Origin of the sequence: Streptomyces sp. SID14436, from assembly GCF_010548465.1 — a bacterium.
Lineage (GTDB): Bacteria > Actinomycetota > Actinomycetes > Streptomycetales > Streptomycetaceae > Streptomyces.
In genome coordinates this window covers 1-26053 of sequence record NZ_JAAGMD010000870.1, presented here as the reverse complement: position 1 = coordinate 26053, position 26053 = coordinate 1, and the positions used below count along the sequence as shown (strand labels likewise).

Here is a 26053-nt window from a genome sequence, read left to right as displayed (position 1 = left end):
CGCGGCCTTCCGGAGGTACCCAGAGATGTCCCACGACGGAGTCCGCCCGCGCGCGGTCCTGCGCTCGATCACCTTCCTCACCGCGGGCGCGCTCGCGGTGACCGCCCTGGCCGGATGCAGCTCCGAGGACCCCTCGGGCAAGCCGCTCGCCGGCGCGGACGTGGCCCCCGCGGAACGCTCGAGGATCGCCGACGGCGGCACCCTGCGCTGGGCCGTGGACACCGTCCCGGACACCCTGAACACCTTCCAGTCCGACGCCGACGCCACCACCGTCCGGGTCGCCCAGGCCGTCCTGCCGTCGATGTTCCGCATGGACGCGAGCGGACGGCCGGAACGCAACCCCGACTACCTGGAGTCCGCCAAGGTCGTCGAGACCGAGCCCAAGCAGGTCGTGCTCTACAAGCTCAACCAGCAGGCCGTGTGGAGCGACGGCCGCGAGATCGGCGCCGCCGACTTCGCCGCCCAGTGGCGCGCCCTGTCCGGCAAGGACACCGCCTACTGGACCGCCCGCAACGCCGGCTACGACCGCATCGAGAAGATCGAGCGCGGCAAGGGGAACCTCGAGGTCAAGGTCACCTTCAGCCGCGCCTACGCGGACTGGCGGTCGCTGTTCACGCCGCTGTACCCCAAGGAGGTCATGGGCTCGCCCGACTCCTTCAACGACAGCGCCCGCAAGAAGCTGAAGGTCACCGCCGGCCCCTTCCAGGTCAAGAAGGTCGACGGCAAGAAGGACGAGGTCACCCTGACCCGCAACGCGCGGTGGTGGGGTGACCCGGCCCGGCTCGAGAAGATCGTGCTGCGCGCGGTGCCCCGCGACGAACGGGTCTCCGCGCTCGCCTCCGGGGACATCGACCTGGCGGAGATCGACGCCTCCGCCGCCCGCCGCATCACCGTCGGCGCCACGGCGCGGGACGGGGCCACCCCCCTGATGGGCCCCGGCAGCAGCGCCTCCTCCTCCGCCGAGGCACTGCACTCCTGGGCCGTCGCCAACGGCTCGGACGAGAAGGCCGCCGAGGAGGAGACCACCGCCCGCGAGAAGGCGGCGGTCCGGGCGCGGGAGCAGAAGGCCCTCGGCGCCTTCGAGGTCCGCAAGTCCCTGGAGCCCGCCTACACCCAGCTCGCCCTCAACGGCGCCGAGGGCCCCCTCGCCGACGAGCGGGTCCGCCGGGCCGTGGCCCGTGCCCTGGACCGCAGGGCCCTGGCCGAGGCGGTCCTCAAGCCGCTCGGCCTGCCCGCCGAACCCGTCGGCAGTCACCTCGCCCTGGCCGGCCAGGCCGCCTACGCCGACAACAGCGGCGCCCTCGGCGACCAGGACGCCAAGGAGGCGCGGGCGCTCCTCGCGGACGCCGGGTGGGTGCCGGGCGGCCCGGTGGAGAAGAAGAAGGGGGACAAGGAGAAGGCGGCCGGCTCCGAGGGGAAGAAGGCCGAGGGCTCCGGCGAGGACACCGAGGACGACGACGGCACCTACATCGTCGGCGAGGACGAGAAGAAGGACGAGAAGAAGGATAAGAAGGAGGACGGCAAGAAGGAGGACGGCGAGGAGAAGGACCAGAAGAAGGACGGGGAGAAGAAGGACGGCGGGGACGACGGCAAGGCGCCCGGCAGGACGAGCGCGGGGGACCGCGACGACCACCTGGCCCAGGACGGCCCCCAGCACCAGCAGGTGAAGCAGGGCACCGCCCCCGGCGCGTACGCCCCCAAGGGCACGGCCGCCCCGGCCGGGGCGGAGACCGCCCCCCTCGCCAAGAACGGCAAGGCGCTCACCCTGCGCTTCGTGCTCCCCTCCGGGCCCGGCTCCGACGTCCTGCGCACCGTGGCGGACCGGATCACCAAGATGCTCTCCCGGGTCGGCATCCGCACGGACGTCACCAAGGTCGAGGACGACAGCTTCTTCAAGGACCACATCGCGTCCGGCCAGTACGACCTCGCCCTGTACTCCTGGCCCGCGACCGCCTACCCCGCCACCGACGCCCGCCCCGTCTACGCCAAGCCCGTCCCGGCCGCCGACGGCTCGCTGAACGTGGAGCAGAACTACACCCGGGTCGGCACCGACCAGGTCGACCAGCTCTTCGACCAGGCCATCACCACGCTCGACGACGGCGAGCGCAGCGCCCTGATCCGCAAGGCCGACTCCCGCATCTGGGCGGCGGCCGGGTCCATCCCCCTCTACCAGCGCCCCCAGCTCACGGCCGCCCGCAAGAACCTGGTCAACGCGGGCTCCTTCGGCTTCCGCTCCCCGGTGTACGAGGACATGGGCTTCCTCAAGAAGGGCGCCAAGGGTCCGGCGGGGGAGCGGGCGACGGCCGGCGCGAAGTGATCCCGGGGCCGCACGGCGGGGGCCGGTCCGGCCCTCCCGGCGGCCCCTCGCGAAACTGTGCGGCAGGTCACGCCGGGCGGTGACGGAAGGGCCTCGGCGACGGCCCCGCCGGCCGCCCCGACCGGCTTCCGGGGCCGGTGGAGTGCGGCGTTTCCGCCCGCGGGCGGTGGTGGAGGGGAGCCCGGCGAGGCGCTGATCAGGGGGTGCGGAGGGCCCGGGCGGGCCGTTGCGCGCGGGCGGCAGGATGCGAGGCCCGTAACATGGGGAGAGGCCGTGGCGTGTTCAGCCCGGCAGGGTCCGCGCACCACAGCCGTCTGCGCAGGGCCATTCCTCACCATTCCGGGAGTACGCCAACCCATGGCTTTGTCCATCCAGCGTCACGACATCCGCAACGTCGCCATCGTCGCCCACGTCGACCACGGCAAGACCACCATCGTCGACGGCATGCTCAAGCAGGCCGGTGCCTTCGCCGCCCACCAGCTCGACCAGGTCGACGAGCGCATGATGGACTCCGGCGACCTGGAACGTGAGAAGGGCATCACGATCCTCGCCAAGAACACGGCGGTGAAGTACCACCCCAAGGACGGCGGGGACCCGATCACGATCAACATCATCGACACCCCCGGCCACGCCGACTTCGGTGGCGAGGTCGAGCGTGCCCTGTCGATGGTCGACGGTGTCGTGCTGCTCGTCGACTCCTCCGAGGGGCCGCTGCCGCAGACCCGCTTCGTGCTCCGCAAGGCGCTCCAGGCCCGGCTGCCGATCATCCTGTGCATCAACAAGACGGACCGCCCGGACAGCAGGATCGACGAGGTCGTCAACGAGGCCTACGACCTCTTCCTGGACCTGGACGCCGACGAGGAGCAGATCGAGTTCCCGATCGTCTACGCCTGCGGCCGCGACGGCATCGCCTCGCTGACCAAGCCGCAGGACGGCACGGTCCCCTCGGACTCCGACTCCCTGGAGCCGTTCTTCTCCACGATCCTGCAGCACATCCCCGCGCCCACCTACGAGGAGGGCGCCCCGCTCCAGGCGCACGTCACCAACCTCGACGCGGACAACTTCCTCGGCCGCATCGCCCTGCTGCGCGTGCACCAGGGCGAGCTGAAGAAGGGCCAGACGGTCGCCTGGATGAAGCGCGACGGCTCCGTGCAGAGCGTGCGGATCTCCGAGCTGATGATGACCGAGGCGCTCACCCGCAAGCCCGCCGAGAAGGCCGGCCCCGGTGACATCTGCGCGGTGGCCGGCATCCCGGACATCATGATCGGCGAGACGCTGGCCGACCCGGAGAACCCGGTTCCGCTGCCGCTGATCACGGTGGACGAGCCCGCGATCTCGATGACCATCGGCACCAACACGTCCCCGCTGGTGGGACGCGGCGGCAGCGGCAAGGGCGCCGACAACAAGGCGGCCGTGAAGGACCGCAAGGTCACCGCGCGTCAGGTCAAGGACCGGCTGGACCGCGAGCTGATCGGCAACGTGTCGCTGCGCGTCCTGGACACCGACCGGCCCGACGCCTGGGAGGTGCAGGGCCGCGGCGAGCTGGCGCTGGCCATCCTGGTCGAGCAGATGCGCCGCGAGGGCTACGAGCTGACCGTCGGCAAGCCGCAGGTCGTCACCAAGGAGATCGACGGCGCGGTGCACGAGCCGGTCGAGCGCATGACGATCGACGTGCCCGAGGAGCACATGGGCGCGGTCACCCAGGTGATGGGCGTGCGCAAGGGCCGCATGGACAACATGTCGAACCACGGCTCCGGCTGGGTGCGCATGGAGTTCGTGGTGCCCTCCCGCGGCCTGATCGGCTTCCGTACGGAGTTCCTCACGCAGACCCGCGGCACCGGCATCGCCCACTCCATCCACGAGGGCCACGAGCCCTGGTTCGGCACGCTCCAGACCCGCAACAACGGCTCCCTGGTCGCCGACCGCGCCGGTGCGGTCACCGCGTTCGCGATGACCAACCTCCAGGAGCGCGGCGTGCTCTTCGTGGAGCCCGGCACCGAGGTGTACGAGGGCATGATCGTCGGTGAGAACTCCCGCTCCGACGACATGGACGTCAACATCACCAAGGAGAAGAAGCTCACCAACATGCGCTCCTCCACGGCCGATGTGACCGAGTCCATCGTGCCGCCGCGCAAGCTCTCGCTGGAGCAGTCCCTGGAGTTCTGCCGCGACGACGAGTGCGTCGAGGTGACGCCGGAGTCCATCCGGATCCGCAAGGTGAACCTGGACGCCCGCGAGCGCGCCCGCGCCGCGAGCCGCGCCAAGCACGGCTGATCCGTCCGTCCGGGGGCCCTCCGGGCCCTGTGGCCGCCCTTCGGGGCGGCCAGGACGGCGTGCGGCCTGAGGCCGGACCGGCGTGCGGCCCGAGGCCGGCGTCACAGGCCCCGCGCCGGCCGAAGTCGCGTCCCACGAGCCCCCGGTGTGACGTGGGCCTCAGTGGGTGCGGCCGGTCTCCGTCCCGTGGGTGCCGGATGTCCGACGGGCGGATGAACGGCGCCCGCACAGGGGGTAGGGGGAAAACCCTCGATTCGCCCTGCGAACCCGTTCCGAGCGGCGCTTTCGCACTACCCTGCTGCCGGACGGCGCGCGTGGCCGTCCGTATGTCCGTCGATCCGTGCCCCCACGGTCAACGGCCGTACGGGGCAAGCGCGCTGAGTGCACGGCAGCCCTCACGGGCACCCTGCGCCGCGGTCAGGTTACGCGCAATCGATTTTTCTCTCCCGGGCGTCCGCATAGCGGACGCCCGCTTCCGATAGATGTGTAACAAGTCCGTTTCGCAGGGATCTTTCACCAAACCCTTTGTCCGGATTTTGGAAGATGTAGGACCGAGCTGTGATCGAACCGAGACCTCGTGGGTGTGGTTCGGCCCAGGCGCATGGCAGATAGTTAGGCGCGTAGAGCTCGGAATAACGGGTCACGCGCTGACGGCGCCGACTCACGAGCACGGGGGCACCTGACAATCTCCGGCACCGGCGACGGGCGGTGGACGGTGACATGTCGTGTGCTCCCCTTTGCGGTGAACCAATGGACTCATGAGGAGGAACCCATGCGCGGTGCCAAGAGCGCCAAGTGGGTCGCGATAGCCGCGGTTGTGGCGCTGGGCGCGACCGCCTGTGGTGGGGGAAGCGGTGACAGCGGCAACGACAACAGCAACGCCGCGGTCGACCCGAAGGGGATTTTCTCGGTTGACGTCGGGGAGCCGCAGAACCCGCTCCAGCCGGCGAACGCCAAGGAGTCGAACGGCTCCAAGGTCATCAAGGCCGTGTTCTCGCAGCTTGTCGACTTCGACGACAAGGGCAAGATCATCTACGAGAACGCCGAGTCCATCAAGACCGAGGACAACAAGGTCTGGACGGTCACCCTCAAGGACGGCTGGAAGTTCCACAACGGCGAGGCCGTGACGGCGAAGTCCTACGTGGACGCCTGGAACTGGGCCGCCAACATCAAGAACAACCAGACGAACAGCTACTGGTTCGCGGACATCAAGGGCTTCGAGGACGTCCACCCGGAGAAGGGTGACCCGAAGGCCGACGCCATGTCCGGTCTGAAGGTCGTCGACGACAAGACCTTCACCATCGAGCTGTCCTCGCCGATCCCGTACTTCGAGTACAAGCTCGGCTACGACGTCTGGTCCCCGCTCCCCTCCGGCTTCTTCAAGGACCCGGCTGCCTTCGGCGAGAAGCCGGTCGGCAACGGCCCCTACGAGTTCGTCAAGTGGGAGCACAAGAAGCAGATCGAGCTCAAGACGTACGCCGACTACAAGGGCGCGGACAAGCCCAAGAACGGCGGTGTGATCCTCAAGAACTACACCACCGTCGAGGCCGGCTACCAGGACCTGCTCTCCAACAACCTGGACGTCATCCGCCAGATCGGTCCGAAGGACCTGCCCAAGCGCAAGGCGGACCTGGGCGACCGCGCGGTGGACCAGGACTACAACGCCGTCCAGACCATCACGCCGGCCTTCTACACCAAGCAGTGGAAGGACATCGACCCCAAGGTCCTGCAGGGCCTGTCGATGGCGATCGACCGCGAGACGATCACCAAGACCGTCCTCAACGGCACCCGTGAGCCCGCGAGCAGCTTCGCGGCCAAGGGCGTGGCGGGTTACCAGGCGGGTGTCGCCGGCGACATCCTCACCTACAACCCGGACAAGGCCAAGCAGTACATCAAGGACGGCGGCGGCGTCCCCGGCAACAAGATCACCATCCAGTTCAACGCGGACGGCGGTCACAAGGAGTGGGTCGAGGCGGTCTGCAACAGCATCCGCAAGGCCACCGGCGTCGACTGCGTCGGCGACTCCAAGCCCGACTTCCAGACGGACCTGGACGCGCGTGACGCCAAGGAAGTCAAGTCGATGTACCGCGGCGGCTGGGTGCAGGACTACCCGCTGAACGTCAACTTCATGCGGGACCTGTACGGCTCCAAGGCGGACGGCAACACGTCCGGCTTCGCCGACAAGGAGATCGACGCGCTCTTCAAGAAGGGCGACAACGCCAAGGACCTGGACAGCGCCATCGCGGCCTACCAGGAGGCGGAGAAGGCCATGTTCGAGAAGATGCCTTCCATCCCGCTCTGGTACTACAAGGCCAACTTCGGCTACTCCACCAACGTCAAGAACGTGAAGTTCGACAACAACGGTGACCCCGTCCTCACGGACATCGAGGTCCTGAAGAAGTAATCGAACAGTTCGCACGCGGTGACGGTCCCCGATCCGGGGCCGTCACCCCGTGCCGGCGGGGGGCCGACGGGCGTGAGTCTCCGGAACGGAGCGAACACCCGTCGGCCTTTCCCGCTGTGACAAACATGGAGGAACCATGGGGCGCTACGTCGCGCGGCGACTGCTCCAGATGATCCCGGTCTTCATCGGGACGACACTGCTGATCTTTCTCATGATGTACGCGCTCCCCGGCGATCCCGTGCGCGCGCTGTACGGAGAACAGTCGGTGGACCCGTCGCAGATCGCGGCGATCAAGGCGGAGTACGGGCTCGACAAGCCGCTCTGGCAGCAGTACATCAACTACATCGCCGGTCTGCCGCAGGGTGACTTCGGTACCCAGATCGCCAGTCGGCGACCGGTCGCCGAGGTCATGGCGGAGGCGTTCCCCGTCACGGTCCGGCTGACCATCATCGCCTTCGTCTTCACCGTCCTGGTGGGCGTGTCGATGGGCATCATCTCGGGCATGCGGGCCGGCAAGAAGACCGACACGAGTGTGCTCGTCATCACGCTCCTGCTCATCTCGATGCCGTCGTTCGTGCTCGGCTTCCTGTTCCAGTGGTTCTTCGCCATGCAACTGGGCTGGGTGACACCGACCGTCCAGGACTCCATGAACTTCGGGCAGTTGTTCCTGCCCGCGATCGTTCTGGCCTCGCTCTCCCTGGCGTACGTGGCGCGGCTGACCCGGACGTCGATCGCCGAGAATCTCCGCGCCGACTACATGCGCACCGCCGTCGCCAAGGGCCTGCCGAGGCGCCGCATCATCTCCATGCACCTGATGCGGAACTCGATGATCCCCGTGGTCACGTTCCTCGGCATCGACATCGGCAACCTGATGACGGGTGCGATCGTCACCGAGGGCATCTTCAACGTCCAGGGCATCGGTAACCTCGTCTATCTGGCGCTCAGCCGCCGCGAGGGCGCCACGGTGGTGGGCATCGTCACGGTGATGGTCCTCATCTACCTCTTCGTCAACCTGATCGTCGACCTGCTGTACGCGGTCCTGGACCCGAGGATTCGCTATGCCTGAGCTGGCCTCGAAAACAGACACCGCCGTGGCCGCCCAGGCCGCGACCACCCCGGACGCCGTGCTCGCCACGGACGCCGGCCCCGCCCCCGGCAAGCCGCGCAGCCTCTGGTCCGACGCCTGGTACGACCTGCGTCACAACTGGATGTTCCTGATATCCGCGGCCCTGATCCTGCTGCTGCTGATCATCGCCGCGGTGCCCGACCTGTTCATCTCGGGGTCGGTCAGCCCGCGCGACGGCGACCTGACGCAGCACTTCCTGCAGAAGCCCGAGCTGGGACACGTCTTCTCCGCCGAGTGGCTCGGCTACGACCACCAGGGCCGCTCCATCTACGCCCGGGTGCTGCACGGCACCCGCGCCTCGATCCTCGTCGGTGTCATCGTCACCGTCGTGGTGACCCTGCTCGGTGGTCTCGTCGGTCTGATCTCCGGTTACTTCGGCGGCTGGTTCGACTCGCTGCTGTCCCGCATCACCGACGTCTTCTTCGGCGTGCCGTTCCTGCTCGGCGCCATGGTGGTGCTGAACACCTTCTCCGAACGGTCCGTCCCGGTGGTCGCCCTGGCGCTGGCCGTCCTCGGCTGGACCTCGATCGCCCGCGTGATGCGCGGTTCGGTGATCACGGTCAAGCAGTCCGACTACGTCACCGCTGCCAAGGCGCTGGGCGCCGGCACCCGCCGGATCCTGTTCAAGCACATCCTTCCGAACGCCGTCGCCCCGGTGATCGTCGTCGCCACCATCGCGCTGGGCGGCTACATCACGGCCGAGGCGACCCTGTCCTTCCTGGGTATCGGTCTGACCGACTCGATCTCCTGGGGCCAGGACATCGCCGCGGGCAAGGACTATCTGCGCACCGCGCAGTACGTCCTGTTCTTCCCCGCCGCGATGCTGAGCATCACCGTGCTGGCGTTCCTCATGTTCGGCGATGCGGTCCGCAACGCCCTTGACCCCAAGTCGCGCTGAGGGAGGCGTTACGTGAGCATCATCGACAAGACCGACGCCGTCCTCGAGCCGAGTGCCAAGGGCTTCGACGGGCCGCTGCTGGAAGTGCGTGACCTGCACGTGGAGTTCCACACCCGGGACGGCGTCGCCAAGGCCGTCAACGGCGTGAACTACTCCGTCGACGCGGGCGAGACGCTCGCCGTGCTCGGTGAGTCGGGCTCCGGCAAGTCCGTCACCGCGCAGGCGGTCATGGGCATCCTCGACATGCCGCCCGGCCGCATCCCGCAGGGCGAGATCAAGTTCCGCGGCCAGGACATGCTGAAGATGTCCGAGGAGGAGCGGCGCCGGATCCGCGGCCGGAAGATCGCCATGATCTTCCAGGACGCCCTGTCCTCGCTCAACCCCGTGCTCTCGGTGGGCTACCAGCTCGGCGAGATGTACCGGGTTCACCAGGGCCTGTCCAAGAAGGACGCCAAGCGCAAGGCCATCGAGATGATGGACCGGGTGAAGATCCCGGCCGCCGCGGCGCGGGTGAGCGACTACCCGCACCAGTTCTCCGGCGGTATGCGCCAGCGCATCATGATCGCCATGGCGCTGGCCCTGGAGCCCGACCTGATCATCGCCGACGAGCCCACGACCGCGCTCGACGTGACGGTCCAGGCCCAGGTGATGGACCTGCTGGCGGAGCTCCAGCGCGAGTACCACATGGGCCTGATCCTCATCACCCACGATCTTGGCGTGGTCGCCGACGTCGCGGACAAGATCGCGGTGATGTACGCGGGCCGCATCGTGGAGCAGGCTCCGGTGCACGAGCTCTACAAGAGGCCGGCGCACCCCTACACCAAGGGGCTGCTGGACTCGATCCCGCGCCTGGACCAGAAGGGCCAGGAGCTGTACGCGATCAAGGGGCTGCCGCCGAACCTGACGCGCATCCCGAGCGGCTGCGCGTTCAACCCGCGCTGCCCGAAGGCGCAGGACGTCTGCCGTACGGACATCCCGCCGCTGCACCCGGTGACCGAGCAGGACGGGACCGAACTGGTCGGCCGTGCCTCGGCGTGCCACTTCTGGAAGGAGACGATCCATGGCTGAGCTCAGCAAGAAGGACGAGCCGGTCGACGCCACGCCGAACGTCTCCGATGTGGATGTCGTCGAGGCGGAGACCGAGGCGGAGGAGGTCGCCGCGCTCGACGCCCCGGTGGAGCGCGGTGAGCCGATCCTCCAGGTCCGCAACCTGGTGAAGCACTTCCCCCTCACCCAGGGCATCCTGTTCAAGAAGCAGGTCGGCGCGGTGAAGGCCGTGGACGGCATCTCCTTCGACCTGTACCAGGGCGAGACCCTGGGCATCGTGGGCGAGTCCGGCTGCGGCAAGTCCACCGTGGCCAAGCTGCTGATGAACCTGGAGCAGGCGTCCGCGGGCGAGATCTTCTACAAGGGCCAGGACATCACCAAGCTGTCCGGGCGCGCGCTGAAGGCGGTCCGCCGCAACATCCAGATGGTGTTCCAGGACCCGTACACCTCGCTGAACCCCCGGATGACGGTGGGCGACATCATCGGCGAGACGTTCGAGATCCACCCGGAGGTGGCGCCGAAGGGCGACCGCCGCCGCAAGGTCCAGGACCTGCTGGACGTGGTGGGCCTGAACCCGGAGTACATCAACCGGTACCCGCACCAGTTCTCCGGCGGTCAGCGCCAGCGCATCGGCATCGCCCGCGGCCTGGCCCTGAACCCCGAGATCATCATCTGCGACGAGCCGGTCTCCGCGCTGGACGTGTCGGTGCAGGCGCAGGTCGTCAACCTGATGGAGGCGTTGCAGGACGAGTTCAACCTGTCCTACCTCTTCATCGCGCACGACCTGTCGATCGTCCGGCACATCTCCGACCGGGTCGGCGTGATGTACCTCGGCAAGATGGCCGAGATCGGCACCGACACGCAGATCTACGACCACCCGACGCACCCCTACACCCAGGCGCTGCTGTCGGCGGTCCCGGTGCCCGACCCGTCGGCCCGTGCCAACCGCGAGCGCATCATCCTCACCGGTGACGTGCCCTCCCCGGCGAACCCGCCCTCGGGCTGCCGCTTCCGCACCCGGTGCTGGAAGGCCCAGGACAAGTGCGCCCAGGAGGTCCCGCTGCTGGCGGTCCCCGAGCGTTTCAAGGGCACGGACTCCCCGGCGGCGCACGAGTCGGCCTGCCACTTCGCCGAGGAGAAGAACGTGGTCCACGCGGCCTGACGCCCCGTCGGTCACCGCTGTCCGGAACCCGGCACCCCGTCACGGGGTGGCCGGGTTCCGGCGTGTGCGGGGGTGCCCCGAGGCCCCCCGCATACGTACATACGGCTGGAGTCGCCCCCGTACAGGCGCTGCATAGGTGCGTCGCGCACCCTTTGCCCCGATATTGGCCGGTAAAGGATCAGCGGACGACTGTGTAGTTACGAGGAGGCACTCCATGCGCGGAGCCACGCACGCCAAATGGGTCGCTTGCGCGGTGGTGGTCGCCCTCGCGGCGACCGCCTGCGGGGGCGGGGACGGCGACGGCGGGGGCAGCAGCGACGCCGGTGCCGTGCTGAGCGCCTCCTGGGGCGACCCGCAGAACCCGCTCGAGCCCGCCAACACCAACGAGGTGCAGGGCGGCAAGGTGCTCGACATGATCTTCCGGGGGCTGAAGCGCTACGACCCGGAGACCGGCGAGGCGCAGGACATGCTCGCGGAGAAGATCGAGACCTCGGACTCGCAGAACTTCACGATCACGGTCAAGGACGGCTGGACCTTCAGCAACGGCGAGAAGGTCACCGCCCAGTCCTTCGTCGACGCCTGGAACTACGGCGCCAGCCTGAAGAACAAGCAGCGCAACGCCTACTTCTTCGGCTACATCGAGGGCTACGACGAGGTCCACCCCGAGGACGGCAGCGCGCAGACCGCCGACACCATGTCGGGGCTGAAGGTCGTCGACGACCGCACCTTCACGGTCAAGCTCAGCCAGAAGTTCTCCACCTTCCCCGACACCCTCGGCTACAACGCCTTCGCCCCGCTGCCCAAGGCGTTCTTCGACGACCACGCGGCCTGGGTCGCCAAGCCGGTCGGCAACGGCCCGTACATGGTCGACTCGTACACCAAGGGCTCGCAGATGTCCCTGCGCAAGTGGGACGACTACCCCGGTGACGACAAGGCGCAGAACGGCGGCGTCGACCTCAAGGTCTACACCGACAACAACACCGCCTACACCGACCTGATCGCCGGCAACCTCGACCTCGTCGACGACGTGCCCGCGGCCCAGCTGAAGAACGTCAAGAACGACCTCGGCGACCGCTACCTCAACACCCCGGCCGGCATCATCCAGACCCTCGCCTTCCCCTTCTACGACCCGGCCTGGGACAAGCCCGGCATGGAGAAGGTCCGCAAGGGCCTGTCGATGGCCATCGACCGCGACCAGATCACCGACACGATCTTCCAGAAGACCCGCACCCCGGCCACGGACTGGACCTCCCCGGTCCTCGGCGAGGACGGCGGCTTCCAGGACGGGCTGTGCGGGGACGGCTGCGAGTACAAGCCGGACGAGGCGAAGAAGCTGATCCAGGAGGGCGGCGGGCTGCCCGGCGGCCGGGTCACCATCACCTACAACGCGGACACCGGCTCCCACCGCGAGTGGGTCGACGCCGTGTGCAACTCCATCAACAACGCGCTCGACAACGACCGCGCCTGCACCGGCAACCCCGTCGGCACCTTCGCCGACTTCCGCAACCAGATCACCCAGCAGAAGATGAGCGGCCCCTTCCGCGCCGGCTGGCAGATGGACTACCCGCTGATCCAGAACTTCCTTCAGCCGCTCTACTACACCAACGCCTCCTCCAACGACGGCAAGTGGTCGAACAAGGACTTCGACAAGCTCGTCGACCAGGCCAACCAGGAGACCGACACCGCCAAGGCCGTCGACCTGTTCAAGCAGGCCGAGGAGGTCGTCCGCGACAACATGGCGGCCATCCCGCTGTGGTACCAGAACGGCAGCGCCGGCTGGTCCGAGCGGCTGTCCGACGTGAAACTCAACCCCTTCAGCGTCCCGGTGTACGACCAGATCAAGGTGAGCTGAGCCCGCCGTGGGACGCTACGTCCTCCGGCGGCTGCTCCAGATGATCCCGGTGTTCATCGGGGCCACGCTGCTGATCTTCCTCATGGTCAACGTCATGGGCGACCCCATCGCCGGCCTGTGCGGCGAACGCCGCTGCGACCCGGCGACGGCCGCCCAGCTGCGCAAGGAGTTCGGCCTCGACAAGCCGGTCTGGCAGCAGTACCTGACCTACATGGGGAACGTCTTCACCGGCGACTTCGGGACGGCGTTCAACGGCCAGGAGGTCACCGAGCTGATGGCGACGGCGTTCCCCGTCACCATCCGGCTCACGCTCGTCGCGATCTTCTTCGAGATCGTCATCGGCATCACCCTCGGCGTGGTCACCGGGCTGCGCCGGGGGCGTCCCGTCGACACCGGTGTCCTGGTGCTCACCCTCGTCGTGATCTCGGTCCCCACCTTCGTCACCGGTCTGCTGCTGCAACTGCTGCTCGGGGTGAAGTGGGGGTGGATCCGCCCGTCGGTCTCCTCGGAGGCACCGCTCGACGAGCTGCTGCTGCCCGGCCTGGTCCTGGCGTCGGTCTCGCTCGCCTACGTCACCCGGCTCACCCGCACCTCCATCGCGGAGAACCGGCGCTCCGACTACGTCCGCACCGCCGTCGCCAAGGGGCTGCCCCGGCAGCGCGTCATCACCCGGCACCTCCTGCGCAACTCGCTCATCCCCGTGGTCACCTTCATCGGCGCCGACGTCGGCTTCCTCATGGGCGGCGCGATCGTCACCGAGCGGATCTTCAACATCCACGGCGTCGGCTACCAGCTCTACCAGGGCATCCTGCGGCAGAACACCCAGACCGTCGTCGGTTTCGTCACCGTGCTCGTGCTGGTCTTCCTGGTCTGCAATCTCGTCGTCGATCTTCTCTACGCCGTACTCGACCCGAGGATCCGCTATGCCTGACCACCACCTCCACGAACCCGAGGACAACGCCATCACCGACACCGGGATGGGGGGCAGCATGGACCTGGGCATGGACGAGGCGGAGACCCTGGAGAAGACCCCGGGCGGCCCGGAGGGCACCGGGCCGCAGGCGAAGCCGCGCTCCCTGTGGTCCGACGCCTGGCGGGACCTGCGGCGCAACCCCGTGTTCATCATCTCCGCGCTGGTCATCCTCTTCCTCGTGGTCATCTCCCTGTGGCCGTCGCTGATCGCCTCCGGCAGCCCGCTGAAGTGCGACCTGTCGAAGGCGCAGGAGGGCTCCCAGTCGGGGCACCCCTTCGGCTTCGACGGCCAGGGCTGCGACGTCTACACCCGCACCGTCTACGGCGCCCGCACGTCCGTCGCGGTCGGCGTGCTCGCCACGCTCGGGGTCGCGGTCCTCGGCAGCGTCCTCGGCGCGCTGGCCGGCTTCTTCGGCGGGGTGGGCGACTCGGTGCTGTCCCGCATCACCGACGTCTTCTTCGCCATCCCCGTCGTCCTCGGCGGGCTGGTGCTGCTGTCCGTGATCACCAGCAACACCGTCTGGCCGGTCATCGGGTTCATCGTGCTGCTGGGCTGGCCGCAGCTGTCCCGCATCGCCCGCGGCTCCGTCATCACCGCCAAGCAGAACGACTACGTGCAGGCCGCCCGGGCCCTCGGCGCGTCCAACTCCCGGCTGATCTTCCGGCACATCGCGCCCAACGCGATCGCGCCGGTCATCGTCGTCGCCACCATCGCGCTCGGCACGTACATCGCCCTGGAGGCCACGCTGTCCTACCTGGGCGTGGGGCTGAAGCCGCCCAGCGTCTCCTGGGGCATCGACATCTCGGCCGCCTCCCCCTACATCCGCAACGCCCCGCACGCCCTGCTGTGGCCCTCCGGGGCCCTGGCGATCACCGTCCTGGCGTTCATCATGCTCGGCGACGCGGTCCGCGACGCCCTCGACCCGAAGCTGAGGTGAACCGCCGTCATGCTGCTGGACGTGCGTGACCTGCACGTGGAGTTCCGCACCCGGGACGGGGTCGCGAAGGCCGTCAACGGCGTCAGCTACGGCGTGGACGAGGGCGAGACGCTGGCGGTGCTCGGCGAGTCCGGCTCCGGCAAGTCGGTCACCGCACAGGCGATCATGGGCATCCTGGACGTCCCGCCCGGCCGGATCACCGGCGGTCAGGTGCTGTTCCAGGGCCGGGACCTGCTGACGCTGAAGGAGGACGAGCGCCGCAAGGTGCGCGGTGCCGAGATGGCGATGGTCTTCCAGGACGCGCTGTCCTCCCTGAACCCGGTGCTCTCGGTCGGCGACCAGCTCGGCGAGATGTTCGTGGTGCACCGGGGCATGTCCCGCAAGGACGCCCGGAACAAGGCCGTCGAGCTGATGGACCGGGTGGGCATCCCGGCGGCCCGGGAGCGGGTGCGGCAGTACCCGCACCAGTTCTCCGGCGGCATGCGCCAGCGCATCATGATCGCCATGGCGCTGGCCCTGGAACCGGCCCTGATCATCGCCGACGAGCCGACCACCGCTCTCGACGTCACCGTCCAGGCCCAGGTCATGGAGCTGCTCGCGGAACTCCAGCGGGAGTACCGGATGGGCCTGATCCTCATCACCCACGACCTGGGGGTGGTCGCCGACGTGGCCGACCGCATCGCCGTGATGTACGCGGGCCGGATCGTGGAGACGGCGCCCGTGCACGACATCTACAAGGCGCCCGCCCACCCCTACACCCGGGGCCTGCTGGACTCGATCCCGCGCCTGGACCAGAAGGGGCAGGAGCTGTACGCCATCAAGGGCCTGCCGCCCAACCTCATGCACATCCCGCCGGGCTGCCCCTTCCACCCGCGCTGCCCCATGGCGCAGGACGTCTGCCGCACCGACGTGCCCCCGCTGTACGACGTGACCGACGCCGACGCCGACCGGGGGAGCGCCTGCCACTTCTGGAGGGAGTGCCTGCATGGCTGAGCCGATTCTGGAGGTCAGCGGCCTGGTCAAGCACTATCCGCTGACCCGGGGCATCCTGTTCAAGAAGCAGGTCGGCGCCGTGAAGGCCGTCGACGGCGTGGACTTCGCGCTCGGCCGGGGCGAGACGCTGGGCATCGTGGGGGAGTCCGGCAGCGGCAAGTCGACGGTGGCCAAGATGCTGGTGAACCTGGAGCGGCCGACCGCCGGGTCGATCCGCTACAAGGGCGAGGACATCACCCGCCTGTCGGGGCGCGCGCTGAAGGCGGTCCGCCGCAACATCCAGATGGTGTTCCAGGACCCGTACACCTCGCTGAACCCCCGGATGACGGTGGGCGACATCATCGGTGAGCCCTTCGAGATCCACCCGGAGGTGGCGCCGAAGGGCAACCGGCGCAAGAAGGTCCAGGACCTGCTGGACGTCGTCGGCCTGAACCCGGAGTACATCAACCGCTACCCGCACCAGTTCTCCGGCGGTCAGCGCCAGCGCATCGGCATCGCCCGCGGCCTGGCCCTCAACCCCGAGATCATCGTCGCCGACGAGCCGGTCTCCGCGCTGGACGTGTCGGTGCAGGCGCAGGTCATCAACCTGATGGACCGGCTCCAGACCGAGTTCGACCTGGCGTACATCTTCATCGCGCACGACCTGTCGATCGTCCGGCACATCTCCGACCGGGTCGGCGTGATGTACCTCGGCCGGATCGTCGAGACCGGCACGGACACCGCGATCTACGACCACCCCACCCACCCCTACACCCAGGCCCTGCTCTCCGCCGTCCCGGTGCCGAATCCCGAGGCCCGCGAGCACCGGGAGCGGATCATCCTCACGGGTGACGTGCCGTCACCCACCAACATCCCCTCGGGCTGCCGGTTCCGCACCCGGTGCTGGAAGGCCCGGGAGCGCTGCGCGGTGGAGGTGCCGCTGCTCACGGTGCCCGAGGCGTTCCGCGCGACGGGCGGCCCGGCGGCCCACGACTCCGCCTGCCACTTCGCGGAGGAGAAGCGGGTGGTGCCGCCGGAGGAGCGCCCCGACGACCGGCCGCAGGGCTGACACGGGGTTAACGCGGACGCAACTCGGCCGACCCGGTTCCGATATGTGGACGGACGAGGCTGGACCGCGTACGGCCGTGCGGGTGCCGTGGAAGCGGGCCGGGACGCCGCCATGTCGTCCCGGCCCGTCGCCGTGCGGTCGCGGCCCCTAGGGCCGGTCGAGGCCGAGGGACCGCTTGAGGAAGTCGACCTGGAGCAGCAGCAGGTTCTCCGCGACCTGCTCCTGCGGCGTCATGTGCGTGACGCCCGACAGGGGCAGCACCTCGTGCGGGCGTCCGGCCGCGAGCAGGGCGGAGGACAGCCGCAGGGCGTGGGCGACGACCACGTTGTCGTCGGCCAGGCCGTGCACGATCATCAGCGGGCGGTGCTGATCCGCCGGGGACGACAGCCCGTCGTCGGTGACCAGCGAGCTGCGCGCGTACACCTCCGGGTGCGTGGCGGGGTCGCCCAGGTACCGCTCGGTGTAGTGCGTGTCGTACAGCCGCCAGTCGGTCACCGGGGCGCCCGCGATGCCCGCGTGGAAGACGTCCGGCCGGCGCAGGACGGCCAGCGCCGCCAGGTAGCCGCCGTAGGACCAGCCCCGGATGGCCACCCGGGAGAGGTCGAGCGGGTGGGAGCCGGCGAGGGCGTGCAGTGCCTCGACCTGGTCGTCCAGGGTGAGGGTGAAGTCGTGGTGGACGGCCTTCTCCCAGGCGGGGGAGCGGCCGGGGGTGCCCCGCCCGTCGGCGACGACCACCGCGAAGCCCTGGTCGGCGAACCACTGGGAGGTGAGGTGGGGGTTGTGCGCGGCCAGGACGCGCGGTCCGTGGGGCCCGCCGTAGGGGTCCATGAGCACCGGCAGGGGGGTGTCACCGGCGTAGTCCCGAGGCATAAGCACGGCGCACGGAATTCGGCGTGCGCCCCCATGGGTGAGGGTCACCCGTGGGGACATACCGGGGTCTTCGGCGTACGAGGGGACAGCCGCCGTCGGTTTCCCGTCACGGAGCACCCGCACCCGCGAACCCGGCCGGTCCGGCGTCGCGGAGACCAGGACGGTCACCTCGCCGGACCGTACCGCGCTGTGCACGCCGGGCTCCTGCGAGACCCGCTCCACGCCCAGTTCGTTGACCCGGTACACATGGATCTCGCCGATGTCCGGCTCGGCCGCCTCCGCACCCGCCGACGCCGAGACCAGCACGTCGTCGGCGGACACGTCCAGCACCGCACGTACGTGCAACTGCGGTCCGGTCAGGGGGCGTTCGCCGACCAGCAGCCGTCGCGCGCCACCCTCGTCGGCGATCCGCACCAGCTGCCCGGACGGGCTCCAGCACGGCACCCCGGGGAAAAGATCAAGCCAAAAAGGATCTTCGTCGGCGTGCACCATCCGGGTCGCCCCGGAGTCCGGGTCCACGGCCAGGATCAGCTGGCCGCGCTGGTCGCGCGCCTGGACCAGGAGCAGCGGTGCCCCCGCCGCTGACCAGTGCACTTGCGCCAGATACGGGTAGCGGGTCCGGTCCCAGGAGACCTCCGTGCGCACGCCGTCCAGGCGGAACACGAACAGCCGCACCTCCGCGTTGGCGGTGCCGGCGGCCGGGTAGGCGACCCGGTGCGGCTCCTGCTCCGGGCGGGCCGGATCGGCGATCCACCACCGTCCGACCGGGGTGTCGTCCGCCCGCGCCACCAGCAGCCGGTCCGAGTCGGGCGACCACCAGAAGCCCCGCGAACGCCCCATCTCCTCGGCCGCGATGAACTCCGCGAGACCGTAGGTGACGTTCTCCTTCTCGGGGGGCGCGAGCGCCCGGTCGTCCGCCCCCTCCGCGCCGACGACCCGCAGGGCGCCCCGGCAGACATAGGCGACGTGCCGCCCGTCGGGGGAAGGCCGGGGGTCGATCACCGGCCCGGGGACGGGCAGTTCACGGGTCGTCCCGGCCCGCAGCTCCGCCGTGAACAACCGCCCTGACAAGGCGAAAGACGCCAATTCCACGGCCGCGTCGGTCGCGTAGCCGACGATGCCGGCCCCGCCCTCCCGGCTGCGTTCCCGCCGGGCCCGCTCCTCGGCCGACAGCCGCTCCGAGGCGCCGCCGAGGAGGGCGCGCGGGTCGGCCGCCACGCGCTCCCCGGCCCCCTCGGACCCGGCGGGAGCCGTGCCGGCGGGGGCGTCGGTGTCCAGCACCCACAAGGCGGTCGCCCGGTCCGTTCCGGAACCGGAGCGCAGGAACACGACCCGGGAGCCGTCGGGCGCCACGGTGAAGGAACGGGGGGCGCCGAGCGTGAAGCGCTGGGTACGGGCGTGCCGTCGGGGGAAGGAGTCAGCCTCGGTCGTCATGCCTTGACCATATTGGCCGTGCGCCCCCTTGTGCGGCCGTGCGCCGACCGATGCGCACGTACAGATAGTTATGATCGTTAGCGCATAGTGGGTATGAACCTGCTGGCCCCTCTGTGGATTGATCTGCTCCCGATTCAACTGCCCCCATGCTCCTGCGTATTCCTACCCCCGCGTCCTGGGATCTTTGGAGGTGAGCCGCCGTGGCACTCTCGATTTCGGCGGTGGTGCTGCTGGCGATCATCGTCTTCCTGCTGATCAAGAAGTCGGGTCTGAAGGCCGGCCATGCGGTGGTGTGCATGCTGCTGGGCTTCTACCTGGCGTCGTCGACCGTGGCGCCCACGATCAGCGAGCTGACGAACAACATCGCGGGGATGATCGGCAGCATCAAGTTCTGATCGCCGGCCCCGGCCCCTCGCGTGTTACCCGTCGGTAAGCAATGATGGCGGGACCATCATCCACGCGCGCAGGGCGGAGCCGACGGTGACGACTTCCGAGGACCGGAGCGAGGCACGGCACGAGGGACCGGACGAGGCGCGCGGCCGCGTGCACGTCTTCCGGGACGACGCACTCGGCGACCACGACGCGGTCGCCCTCGCCGAGGCGATCCGCCGGGGCGAGGTGAGCGCGGCCGAGGCCGCCCGCGACGCGGCGGCCCGGGTCCGGGCCGCCGACGCCCGCCTCCACGCCGTCGAGGCGCACCTCGACCTCCCCGCCCGGGAGCCGGGTACCGGCGGTGCCCTCGCCGGGGTGCCGACCTTCGTCAAGGACAACACCGACTACCAGGGCCTGCCCTCCGGGCACGGCAGCCTCGCCTTCCGGCCCAGGACGGCCGGACGGCACGCCCCGTTCACCCGGCAGTTCCTGAGCACCGGAGTCACCGTGCTCGGCAAGACCCGGCTGCCCGAGTTCGGCTTCAACGCCAGCACCGAGTACGAGGAGGGCGAGCCCGTCCGCAACCCGTGGCACACCGGCCACTCCGCGGGCGGCTCCTCCGGCGGCAGCGCCGCCCTGGTCGCCGCCGGGGCGGTGCCGATCGCCCACGCCAACGACGGCGGCGGCTCCATCCGCATCCCCGCCGCCTGCTGCGGACTCGTCGGACTGAAGCCCACCCGCGGCCGGGTGGTGGCGAACGCACAGGGCCGTCAACTGCCCATCGACCTCGTCACCGACGGCGTCGTCAGCCGCTCGGTGCGCGACAGCGCCGCCTTCCTCGCGGCGGCGGAGGAGCACTGGCGGAACCCGAAGCTGCCGCCCGTCGGCCTCGTCGAGGGCCCGCCCGGACGCCCCCTGCGCATCGGGCTCCTGGTGGACTCCCCGAACGGCGTCCGCTCCGACGACGACACCAGGACGGCGGTGACGGAGACGGCGCAGCGCCTGGAACGGCTCGGCCACACCATCGAGCCGGTGGACCTCGCCCTCGACCCCCGGTTCACGGACGACTTCCTCACCTACTGGGGACTGCTGTCGTTCCTGATCGGCGTCACCGGCCGACGGATCGGCGACGACTTCGACCGCCACCGCATGGACGGCCTGAGCCGCGGCCTGCGCGAGATGTACGTCGCCCGGTGGCGCAGCACCCCGGGCGTGCTGCGCCGGCTGAAGCGCACCCCGTTCGCCTACGCGGCGGCGTTCCGCGGCCTCGACGTGATCCTGTCCCCGGTCCTCGCCCACACCACCCCGCGCCTCGGCCACCTCAGCCCGGCCGTGCCGTACGCCACGCTGATCGGACGCCTCGTCGACTACGTGGCGTTCACCCCGGTCAACAACGTCGTCGGCACCCCGTCGATCTCCGTACCGGCCGACCACACGACCCCGGACGGCCTCCCCGTCGGCGTCATGTTCTCCGGCCGCCCCGGCGCGGAACGCACGCTGCTGGAGCTGGCGTTCGCCCTGGAGGCCGACCGGCCGTTCCGGCGGATCCAGGACGTGTGAGGCCCGTCGCCGCCGGATCAGCCCTCGACCGCGTACGGCACGAAGCCGGCCCAGGCGGCGGGGCTGAAACTCAGGTGAGGGCGCGCGACGTCCTTCGAGTCACGGACGTGGACGGTGCCGGGCCCGGTGGCGAGTTCGACACAGGAGTCGCCTTCGCTGCTGCTGCTGTAGCTGCTCTTGAACCAGGCCCCAGCCACCTCCACGCAGGAGTCGCCCTCGTTGCCGTCGCTGTAGCTGCTCTTGAACCATGCGAGACCCGGCGCGTTCCCCGCGGAGACCCTACGGATCATGTTTCCCCCAACAATTCCTCGATGAAGGCCAGCGACTCCCCAGGTGGGAGGGCCTGCGCCCGGATGGTGCCGTACCGGAGCTCCAGGATGCGCAGTTGCCTGGGTTCCGAGGTCGGTCGGCCATTGAAGGCACCCTCGGCGCGCCCTACGGCTGAGCCGTCCTCGAACTTCAGCAACGCGATCTTGCCGTCCAGGCCCGGATGCACTTCACAGCGCGTCGGCATCACCTGGAGCGTCACGTTGCGCATCTCTCCTACTTCAAGCAGGCGTTCGAGCTGCCCGCGCCACACCATTGTGCCCCCGAGGGGCCGTCGGAGCGGTGCTTCCTCCAGGACGAAGCCGAGTGTGGGCGCTGGTTCCCTCTCGAAGACGGCCTGTCGAGCCACACGTGCGGCCACCATCCGCTCGACCTCCTCCTGCGAGTAAGCGGGTTGGCGCGACTCGAAGGCAGCCCTGGCGTGCCCGGCGGTCTGGAGCAGCCCGCTGATGCTGTGACAGACGTAGAGGTTGATCTCGACCGCCCGTGCCTCCATCTGCGCCAGGTCCCGCACCTTCTTCGGGTACCGGACCTTCCGCACGTCCTCCCTCATCGCGGCGACGAGCCCTCCGGCGCCCAGTACCTCGTCCGCCGTGTCCAAGTACTCGGGCCGGGGGATCCGCTTCCCCGTCTCGATCTTGTAGACGAGGTCCTCGCCGTACCCGACCGCCACCGCGAACTCGCCGACCCGCATCCCGGCCGCCTCCCGGCGGAGCCTCAACTGCCGCCCCACCGTGGCCACCACGGCCAACGCCCAGTCGTCGTCCGGGTCCACCTCCCACCCCGGCTCGTCCGTCCGGTCCGTCCCGGTCCCGACCCGCACCGCCTCGCCGTTCACCGACATGCGCGCCCCTCCGTAGTGCCGTGCTGTGCTGTGGCGCCCCGCTCCCACGCGCCGCATCGACAGTCCGGACAGCGCTGGACAAGCCTTGGACGGTAGCTGTACGTAGCGGGGCAATCACGCGTCACGGTATGCCCGGTCGGACACGCTGAGTGACGTGAATCAGGAAATTACCCAGACCAGGACCCGACCCGACGGCGAGGTCCGCAACGTCAGCGTGCTGCTGTCGTCCACCCCGCGCGGTGCCCGCCTCGCCCGCCTGCTCGCGGTTGACGCGCTGCGCGACTGGGGGCTTCCGGCGGAGGCGGCGGGCCACGTCGTCGCCGAACTGGCGGCCAACGCGGCCACCCACGGCCGTGTTCCGGGCCGCAGCTTCCGCCTGACGCTCCTCGTGGTCGGCGCCACGCTCCGCATCGAGGTCACCGACACGCGCGGTGACCGGCGCCCCGTGCTCCGGGATCCGGTCGCCGGCGCGGAGTCGGGGCGCGGGCTGCTCCTCGTGGACGCGCTCGCGGACCGCTGGGGGGTCGGCGAGGGACGGTTCCCGCGCAAGGTCGTCTGGGCGGAGATCGACCTCGCGCCGCCGGAACCCGACCCCTCGGGTTCCGGTGCCGCCGGCGGCTGAAGGACAAGGAACGAGGGGGAAAGAACTCCCACCGAGCCCCACCCCTCCCGCCCGTGGCCGCGCTCACTCGGGCGGGTGAACATCTCCGCTTCGGCTGGATTTTCCGTCCTCCGAGGCCCGACGCTCAGCACGACGAACGCACCACCCCGACCACAGACATGAGACGGCCCCCGCCGGGACGGCAATCCCAAAGGCGAGGGCCTGACCACCGAGGAAGATAGGACCTTCCTGATGGGTACCCAGAACCCTAGCGTGCACCCGCACGCCCAGGCCCGCGTTGGCGCGACCCGCGGGCTCCAGCACGACAACACCCGCCACACCACCCGCTTCACGGTGATCGGCAACCACCTCGCCCAGCACCGGGAACTCTCCCTGCTGGCCATCGGGCTCGGCACGCACCTCCAGTCGCTGCCCAAGGGCGCCCCGGCCGACATCAAGACCCTCACCGCAAGGTTTCCCGAGGGGGCCACCCGCATCGCCGCCGCCCTGCGCGAGCTGGAGTGCCACGGCTACCTGCGCCGCGAACGCGTCCGCACGCCCTCCGGCCGCATCGTGACCCGCACGGTCTCCTGCAACCGGCCCGGCCCCTCTCCCCGCACCACCCACCGGCCGGAGCCCTCGGCGGCACCGGAAGCACAGCCGCAGCCGCACCCGAGCCGGCAGAAGCCCGGCGGGGAGCGCCCGCCACAGGCGACCACGCGCACGCCGCGCAAGCCGCTCCCTGCCGTACCCCGCCCCGAGTGTCACGTGCCCGCGCTGTTCCGGGCCGCCGCCGACCTCCTCGCGGACCTCCGCCGCCACGACTCCCGGTTGCTCCTGTCCGTGCCCGACACAGCACACCTGACCCCGGGCGTCGCCGCCTGGCTGGAGCGGGACGTCACCCCCGCGACCGTCCGCCGGGCTCTGACCGCCGACCTGCCGCCCGAGGGCCTACGACGCCCCGCCGCCTTCCTGGCGCACCGCCTCGCCGCCCAGCTCCCGCCCCCGGCTCCGTACCGCGAGCCGGCCGCCGATCCACCGGCCGCACCGCAGAATCCGCTGCGGAACTGCGACGGCTGCGACCGCGCATTCCGCGCGCCCGAGCCCGGTCTCTGCCGCGAGTGCCTGAGAAGGGCGTGAAAGGGCGTGATCGGACGATCCCGGGCCTGTGCCGAGGGGCGGTTCTCATAGGGTGGACCCATGACGGAATCGCCCTCTCCCGGCTCCCGGCCCGGGGGACCCCCATCCCCCTCCGGCCGACGCCTGCTGCTGGTGCACGCGCACCCGGACGACGAGTCGATCACCAACGGCGCCACCATGGCCCGGTACGCCGCCGAGGGCGTCCACGTCACGCTGGTCACCTGCACCCTCGGGGAGCGCGGCGAGGTCATTCCGCCGGAGCTGGCGCACCTGAGCGGCGCCGCCCTCGGGCAGCACCGGCTGGGCGAACTGCGGGAGGCCACGCGGGCGCTCGGCGTGAGCGACGTGCGGCTCCTCGGCGGGGCCGGGCGCTACAGCGACTCCGGCATGATGGGGCTGCCCGACAACGACGACCCCGGCTGCTTCTGGCAGGCCGACGTCGACGCGGCCGCCGGGCTGCTCGCCGAGGTGATCCGGGAGGTGCGGCCGCAGGTCCTCGTCACCTACGACGACCACGGCGGCTACGGGCACCCCGACCACATCCAGGCCCACCGCGTCGCGATGCGCGCCGTCGAGCTCGCGGCCGGGGAGGGCGGCTGGACGGTCCCCAAGGTGTACTGGACCCGCATGCCCCGCTCCGTGGCCGAGGAGGCGTTCGCGCGCCTGGCCGACGACCTCGCGGGCACGCCGTTCGACAAGGCGGCCTCCGTGGACGACGTCCCGGGCGTGGTCGACGACGCGCGCGTGACCACCGTGATCGACGGCACCGCCCACGCCGCCGCCAAGGCCGCCGCGATGCGCGCCCACGCCACCCAGATCACGGTGGCCGAACCGTACTTCGTGCTCTCCAACGAGCTGGCGCAGCCGCTGTTCACCACCGAGTACTTCGAGCTGGTCTCCGGCGAACGCCCCGGTGTGCCGGAGACCGACCTGTTCGCCGGAACCGGTGCCGGGGAGGCGTGATGAGCGACCGGACCACCTCAGCGCTCGCCCAGCCGCTGCGCCCGCCCTCGCCCGCGCGGATCGCCGCCCACCTGGGGCTGCTGGTGCTCGGCGCCGTGGTCGCGGTGGCCGGGTCGCTGGTGCAGCCGGGCTGGTTCCCGGCCGGGCTGTTGCTGGCCCTCGCCGGGGAGGCCGGGCTGTGCCTGGGCGCGGCCCGGGCCATGGGCTCCCGGGGCGGGGCGGTCAGTGCCGCCGCGGGCTGGACCCTGACCGTCATCCTGCTCACCGCCAGCCGCCCCGAGGGCGACTTCCTGTTCGCCGCGGGAAGCGGCTCCTACCTCTTCCTGCTCGGCGGCATCGCCGTCGCTGTGATCTGCGCCACCCTGGGCGCGGGGCGGCAACCGGGCGGCGGTCCCGCGCGACGTGGCAAGTGACGTACTCCTTCGCCGTTTCACGGGCGTGCGGGTCCGGTGTGGGTTTCCCCAGCGGTCGTGGGAAACCGGCCGGATGTGGCCAGTATGGTGGTGCGCGCCGCCGAGCCTCCCCCGAACTCGGCTTCGCCCGAGCCGGGGGGACCTCCGTCGTGAGGTCGAGACGGGCGGCGGAGCCAACCGGGAGAACCTGCCTTGAGTCGTGAAACTGACACTCCGTCCACCGGGCCCGACGGGCGCGGCGCGGCCGCCTACCCGTCGGGCACCCCGCCCTACGGGATCCCGGCGATCCCGGACGAGGGTACGGACGCCGGCCGTTCGGCCGCGCGGCCGGAGGAACGCAAGACCGAGACCACGCTGACGACCCGGATCCGGATCAACATCCCCGGATCCCGGCCCATTCCGCCGGTCGTCGTGCGCAAGCCCGTCAAGGACACGGAGAACACGGCCGGCACGGACGACGCGACGCCGGCGCCCGGTTCCGCCGCGTCCGCCGGACCG

The 26053-nt window shown here is 70.2% G+C and carries 21 protein-coding genes and 1 pseudogene; 19 read left to right on the top strand and 3 right to left on the bottom strand.

Annotated features, from left to right (window positions below):
• The first annotated feature begins 25 nt into the window (after positions 1-25).
• From G3I53_RS31865 to G3I53_RS31810, 12 genes are all read left to right on the top strand, one after another.
• Entirely contained in the window at positions 26-2317 is a 2292-nt protein-coding gene (locus G3I53_RS31865; protein WP_164333035.1) for an ABC transporter family substrate-binding protein, read from the top strand.
• A 357-nt stretch (positions 2318-2674) separates the two neighbouring features.
• Positions 2675-4591: a translational GTPase TypA gene (gene typA, locus G3I53_RS31860; RefSeq protein WP_164333034.1), complete on the top strand. Its 1917-nt coding sequence runs from the start codon at positions 2675-2677 to the stop codon at positions 4589-4591.
• Positions 4592-5363: 772 nt separating this feature from the next.
• Positions 5364-6995 (top strand): ABC transporter substrate-binding protein, encoded by a 1632-nt coding sequence (locus G3I53_RS31855; RefSeq protein ID WP_164333033.1) that lies wholly within the window; start codon positions 5364-5366, stop codon positions 6993-6995.
• 136 nt (positions 6996-7131) lie between these two features.
• Complete coding sequence (locus G3I53_RS31850; protein WP_164333032.1) at positions 7132-8061, top strand: ABC transporter permease; 930 nt, start codon at positions 7132-7134, stop codon at positions 8059-8061.
• On the top strand, positions 8054-9019 hold the full coding sequence (locus tag G3I53_RS31845) for an ABC transporter permease (protein WP_164333031.1): 966 nt from the start codon (positions 8054-8056) through the stop codon (positions 9017-9019). The genes G3I53_RS31850 and G3I53_RS31845 overlap by 8 nt, the downstream gene beginning before the upstream one ends.
• 12 nt (positions 9020-9031) lie before the next feature.
• Entirely contained in the window at positions 9032-10087 is a 1056-nt protein-coding gene (locus tag G3I53_RS31840) for an ABC transporter ATP-binding protein (RefSeq protein ID WP_164333030.1), read from the top strand.
• Entirely contained in the window at positions 10080-11228 is a 1149-nt protein-coding gene (locus G3I53_RS31835; RefSeq protein WP_164333029.1) for a dipeptide ABC transporter ATP-binding protein, read from the top strand. Before G3I53_RS31840 ends, G3I53_RS31835 begins: the two co-directional genes overlap by 8 nt.
• A 214-nt stretch (positions 11229-11442) precedes the next feature.
• Positions 11443-13080, top strand: coding sequence for an ABC transporter substrate-binding protein (locus G3I53_RS31830; protein WP_164333028.1), 1638 nt, complete (start codon positions 11443-11445; stop codon positions 13078-13080).
• Positions 13081-13087: 7 nt separating this feature from the next.
• The gene (locus G3I53_RS31825) at positions 13088-14011 is read left to right on the top strand and encodes an ABC transporter permease (protein ID WP_164333027.1); all 924 of its coding nucleotides are present in this window, start codon (positions 13088-13090) and stop codon (positions 14009-14011) included.
• Entirely contained in the window at positions 14004-14990 is a 987-nt protein-coding gene (locus G3I53_RS31820; protein ID WP_164333026.1) for an ABC transporter permease, read from the top strand. Before G3I53_RS31825 ends, G3I53_RS31820 begins: the two co-directional genes overlap by 8 nt.
• Positions 14991-14999: 9 nt before the next feature.
• Entirely contained in the window at positions 15000-15983 is a 984-nt protein-coding gene (locus tag G3I53_RS31815) for an ABC transporter ATP-binding protein (RefSeq protein WP_164333025.1), read from the top strand.
• Positions 15976-17031, top strand: a complete 1056-nt coding sequence (locus G3I53_RS31810; protein ID WP_164333024.1) for a dipeptide ABC transporter ATP-binding protein — start codon at positions 15976-15978, stop codon at positions 17029-17031. The genes G3I53_RS31815 and G3I53_RS31810 overlap by 8 nt, the downstream gene beginning before the upstream one ends.
• A 147-nt stretch (positions 17032-17178) precedes the next feature.
• On the opposite strand, the gene G3I53_RS31805 is transcribed toward G3I53_RS31810, so the two are convergent.
• Positions 17179-19335, bottom strand: a complete 2157-nt coding sequence (locus G3I53_RS31805; protein WP_164333023.1) for a prolyl oligopeptidase family serine peptidase — start codon at positions 19333-19335, stop codon at positions 17179-17181.
• 200 nt (positions 19336-19535) lie between these two features.
• On the opposite strand from G3I53_RS31805, the gene G3I53_RS31800 reads away from it, so the two are divergent.
• Both G3I53_RS31800 and G3I53_RS31795 read left to right on the top strand, forming a co-directional pair.
• The gene (locus tag G3I53_RS31800) at positions 19536-19730 is read left to right on the top strand and encodes a hypothetical protein (protein ID WP_164333022.1); all 195 of its coding nucleotides are present in this window, start codon (positions 19536-19538) and stop codon (positions 19728-19730) included.
• Positions 19731-19878: 148 nt separating this feature from the next.
• Positions 19879-21267: an amidase gene (locus G3I53_RS31795; RefSeq protein ID WP_343240723.1), complete on the top strand. Its 1389-nt coding sequence runs from the start codon at positions 19879-19881 to the stop codon at positions 21265-21267.
• A 17-nt stretch (positions 21268-21284) separates the two neighbouring features.
• On the opposite strand, the gene G3I53_RS31790 is transcribed toward G3I53_RS31795, so the two are convergent.
• Together G3I53_RS31790 and G3I53_RS31785 are read right to left on the bottom strand one after the other, a co-directional pair.
• Positions 21285-21557 carry a DUF397 domain-containing protein gene (locus tag G3I53_RS31790; RefSeq protein ID WP_164338148.1) on the bottom strand — a complete coding sequence of 91 codons (273 nt, stop codon included), beginning with the start codon at positions 21555-21557 and terminating at the stop codon, positions 21285-21287.
• Positions 21554-22438 carry a helix-turn-helix transcriptional regulator gene (locus G3I53_RS31785; RefSeq protein ID WP_164338149.1) on the bottom strand — a complete coding sequence of 295 codons (885 nt, stop codon included), beginning with the start codon at positions 22436-22438 and terminating at the stop codon, positions 21554-21556. The genes G3I53_RS31790 and G3I53_RS31785 overlap by 4 nt, the downstream gene beginning before the upstream one ends.
• A gap of 154 nt (positions 22439-22592) precedes the next feature.
• On the opposite strand from G3I53_RS31785, the gene G3I53_RS31780 reads away from it, so the two are divergent.
• The 5 genes and pseudogenes from G3I53_RS31780 to G3I53_RS31760 all read left to right on the top strand — a co-directional run.
• Positions 22593-23060: an ATP-binding protein gene (locus G3I53_RS31780; protein WP_164338150.1), complete on the top strand. Its 468-nt coding sequence runs from the start codon at positions 22593-22595 to the stop codon at positions 23058-23060.
• A 231-nt stretch (positions 23061-23291) separates the two neighbouring features.
• Positions 23292-24179 (top strand): helix-turn-helix domain-containing protein, encoded by an 888-nt coding sequence (locus tag G3I53_RS31775; RefSeq protein ID WP_164338151.1) that lies wholly within the window; start codon positions 23292-23294, stop codon positions 24177-24179.
• Positions 24180-24239: 60 nt separating this feature from the next.
• The gene (gene mshB, locus G3I53_RS31770; protein WP_164338152.1) at positions 24240-25142 is read left to right on the top strand and encodes an N-acetyl-1-D-myo-inositol-2-amino-2-deoxy-alpha-D-glucopyranoside deacetylase; all 903 of its coding nucleotides are present in this window, start codon (positions 24240-24242) and stop codon (positions 25140-25142) included.
• The gene (locus G3I53_RS31765) at positions 25142-25555 is read left to right on the top strand and encodes a DUF6113 family protein (RefSeq protein WP_164338153.1); all 414 of its coding nucleotides are present in this window, start codon (positions 25142-25144) and stop codon (positions 25553-25555) included. The genes mshB and G3I53_RS31765 overlap by 1 nt, the downstream gene beginning before the upstream one ends.
• Positions 25556-25747: 192 nt before the next feature.
• Positions 25748-26053: pseudogene (locus tag G3I53_RS31760) on the top strand (hypothetical protein); the annotation flags it as partial.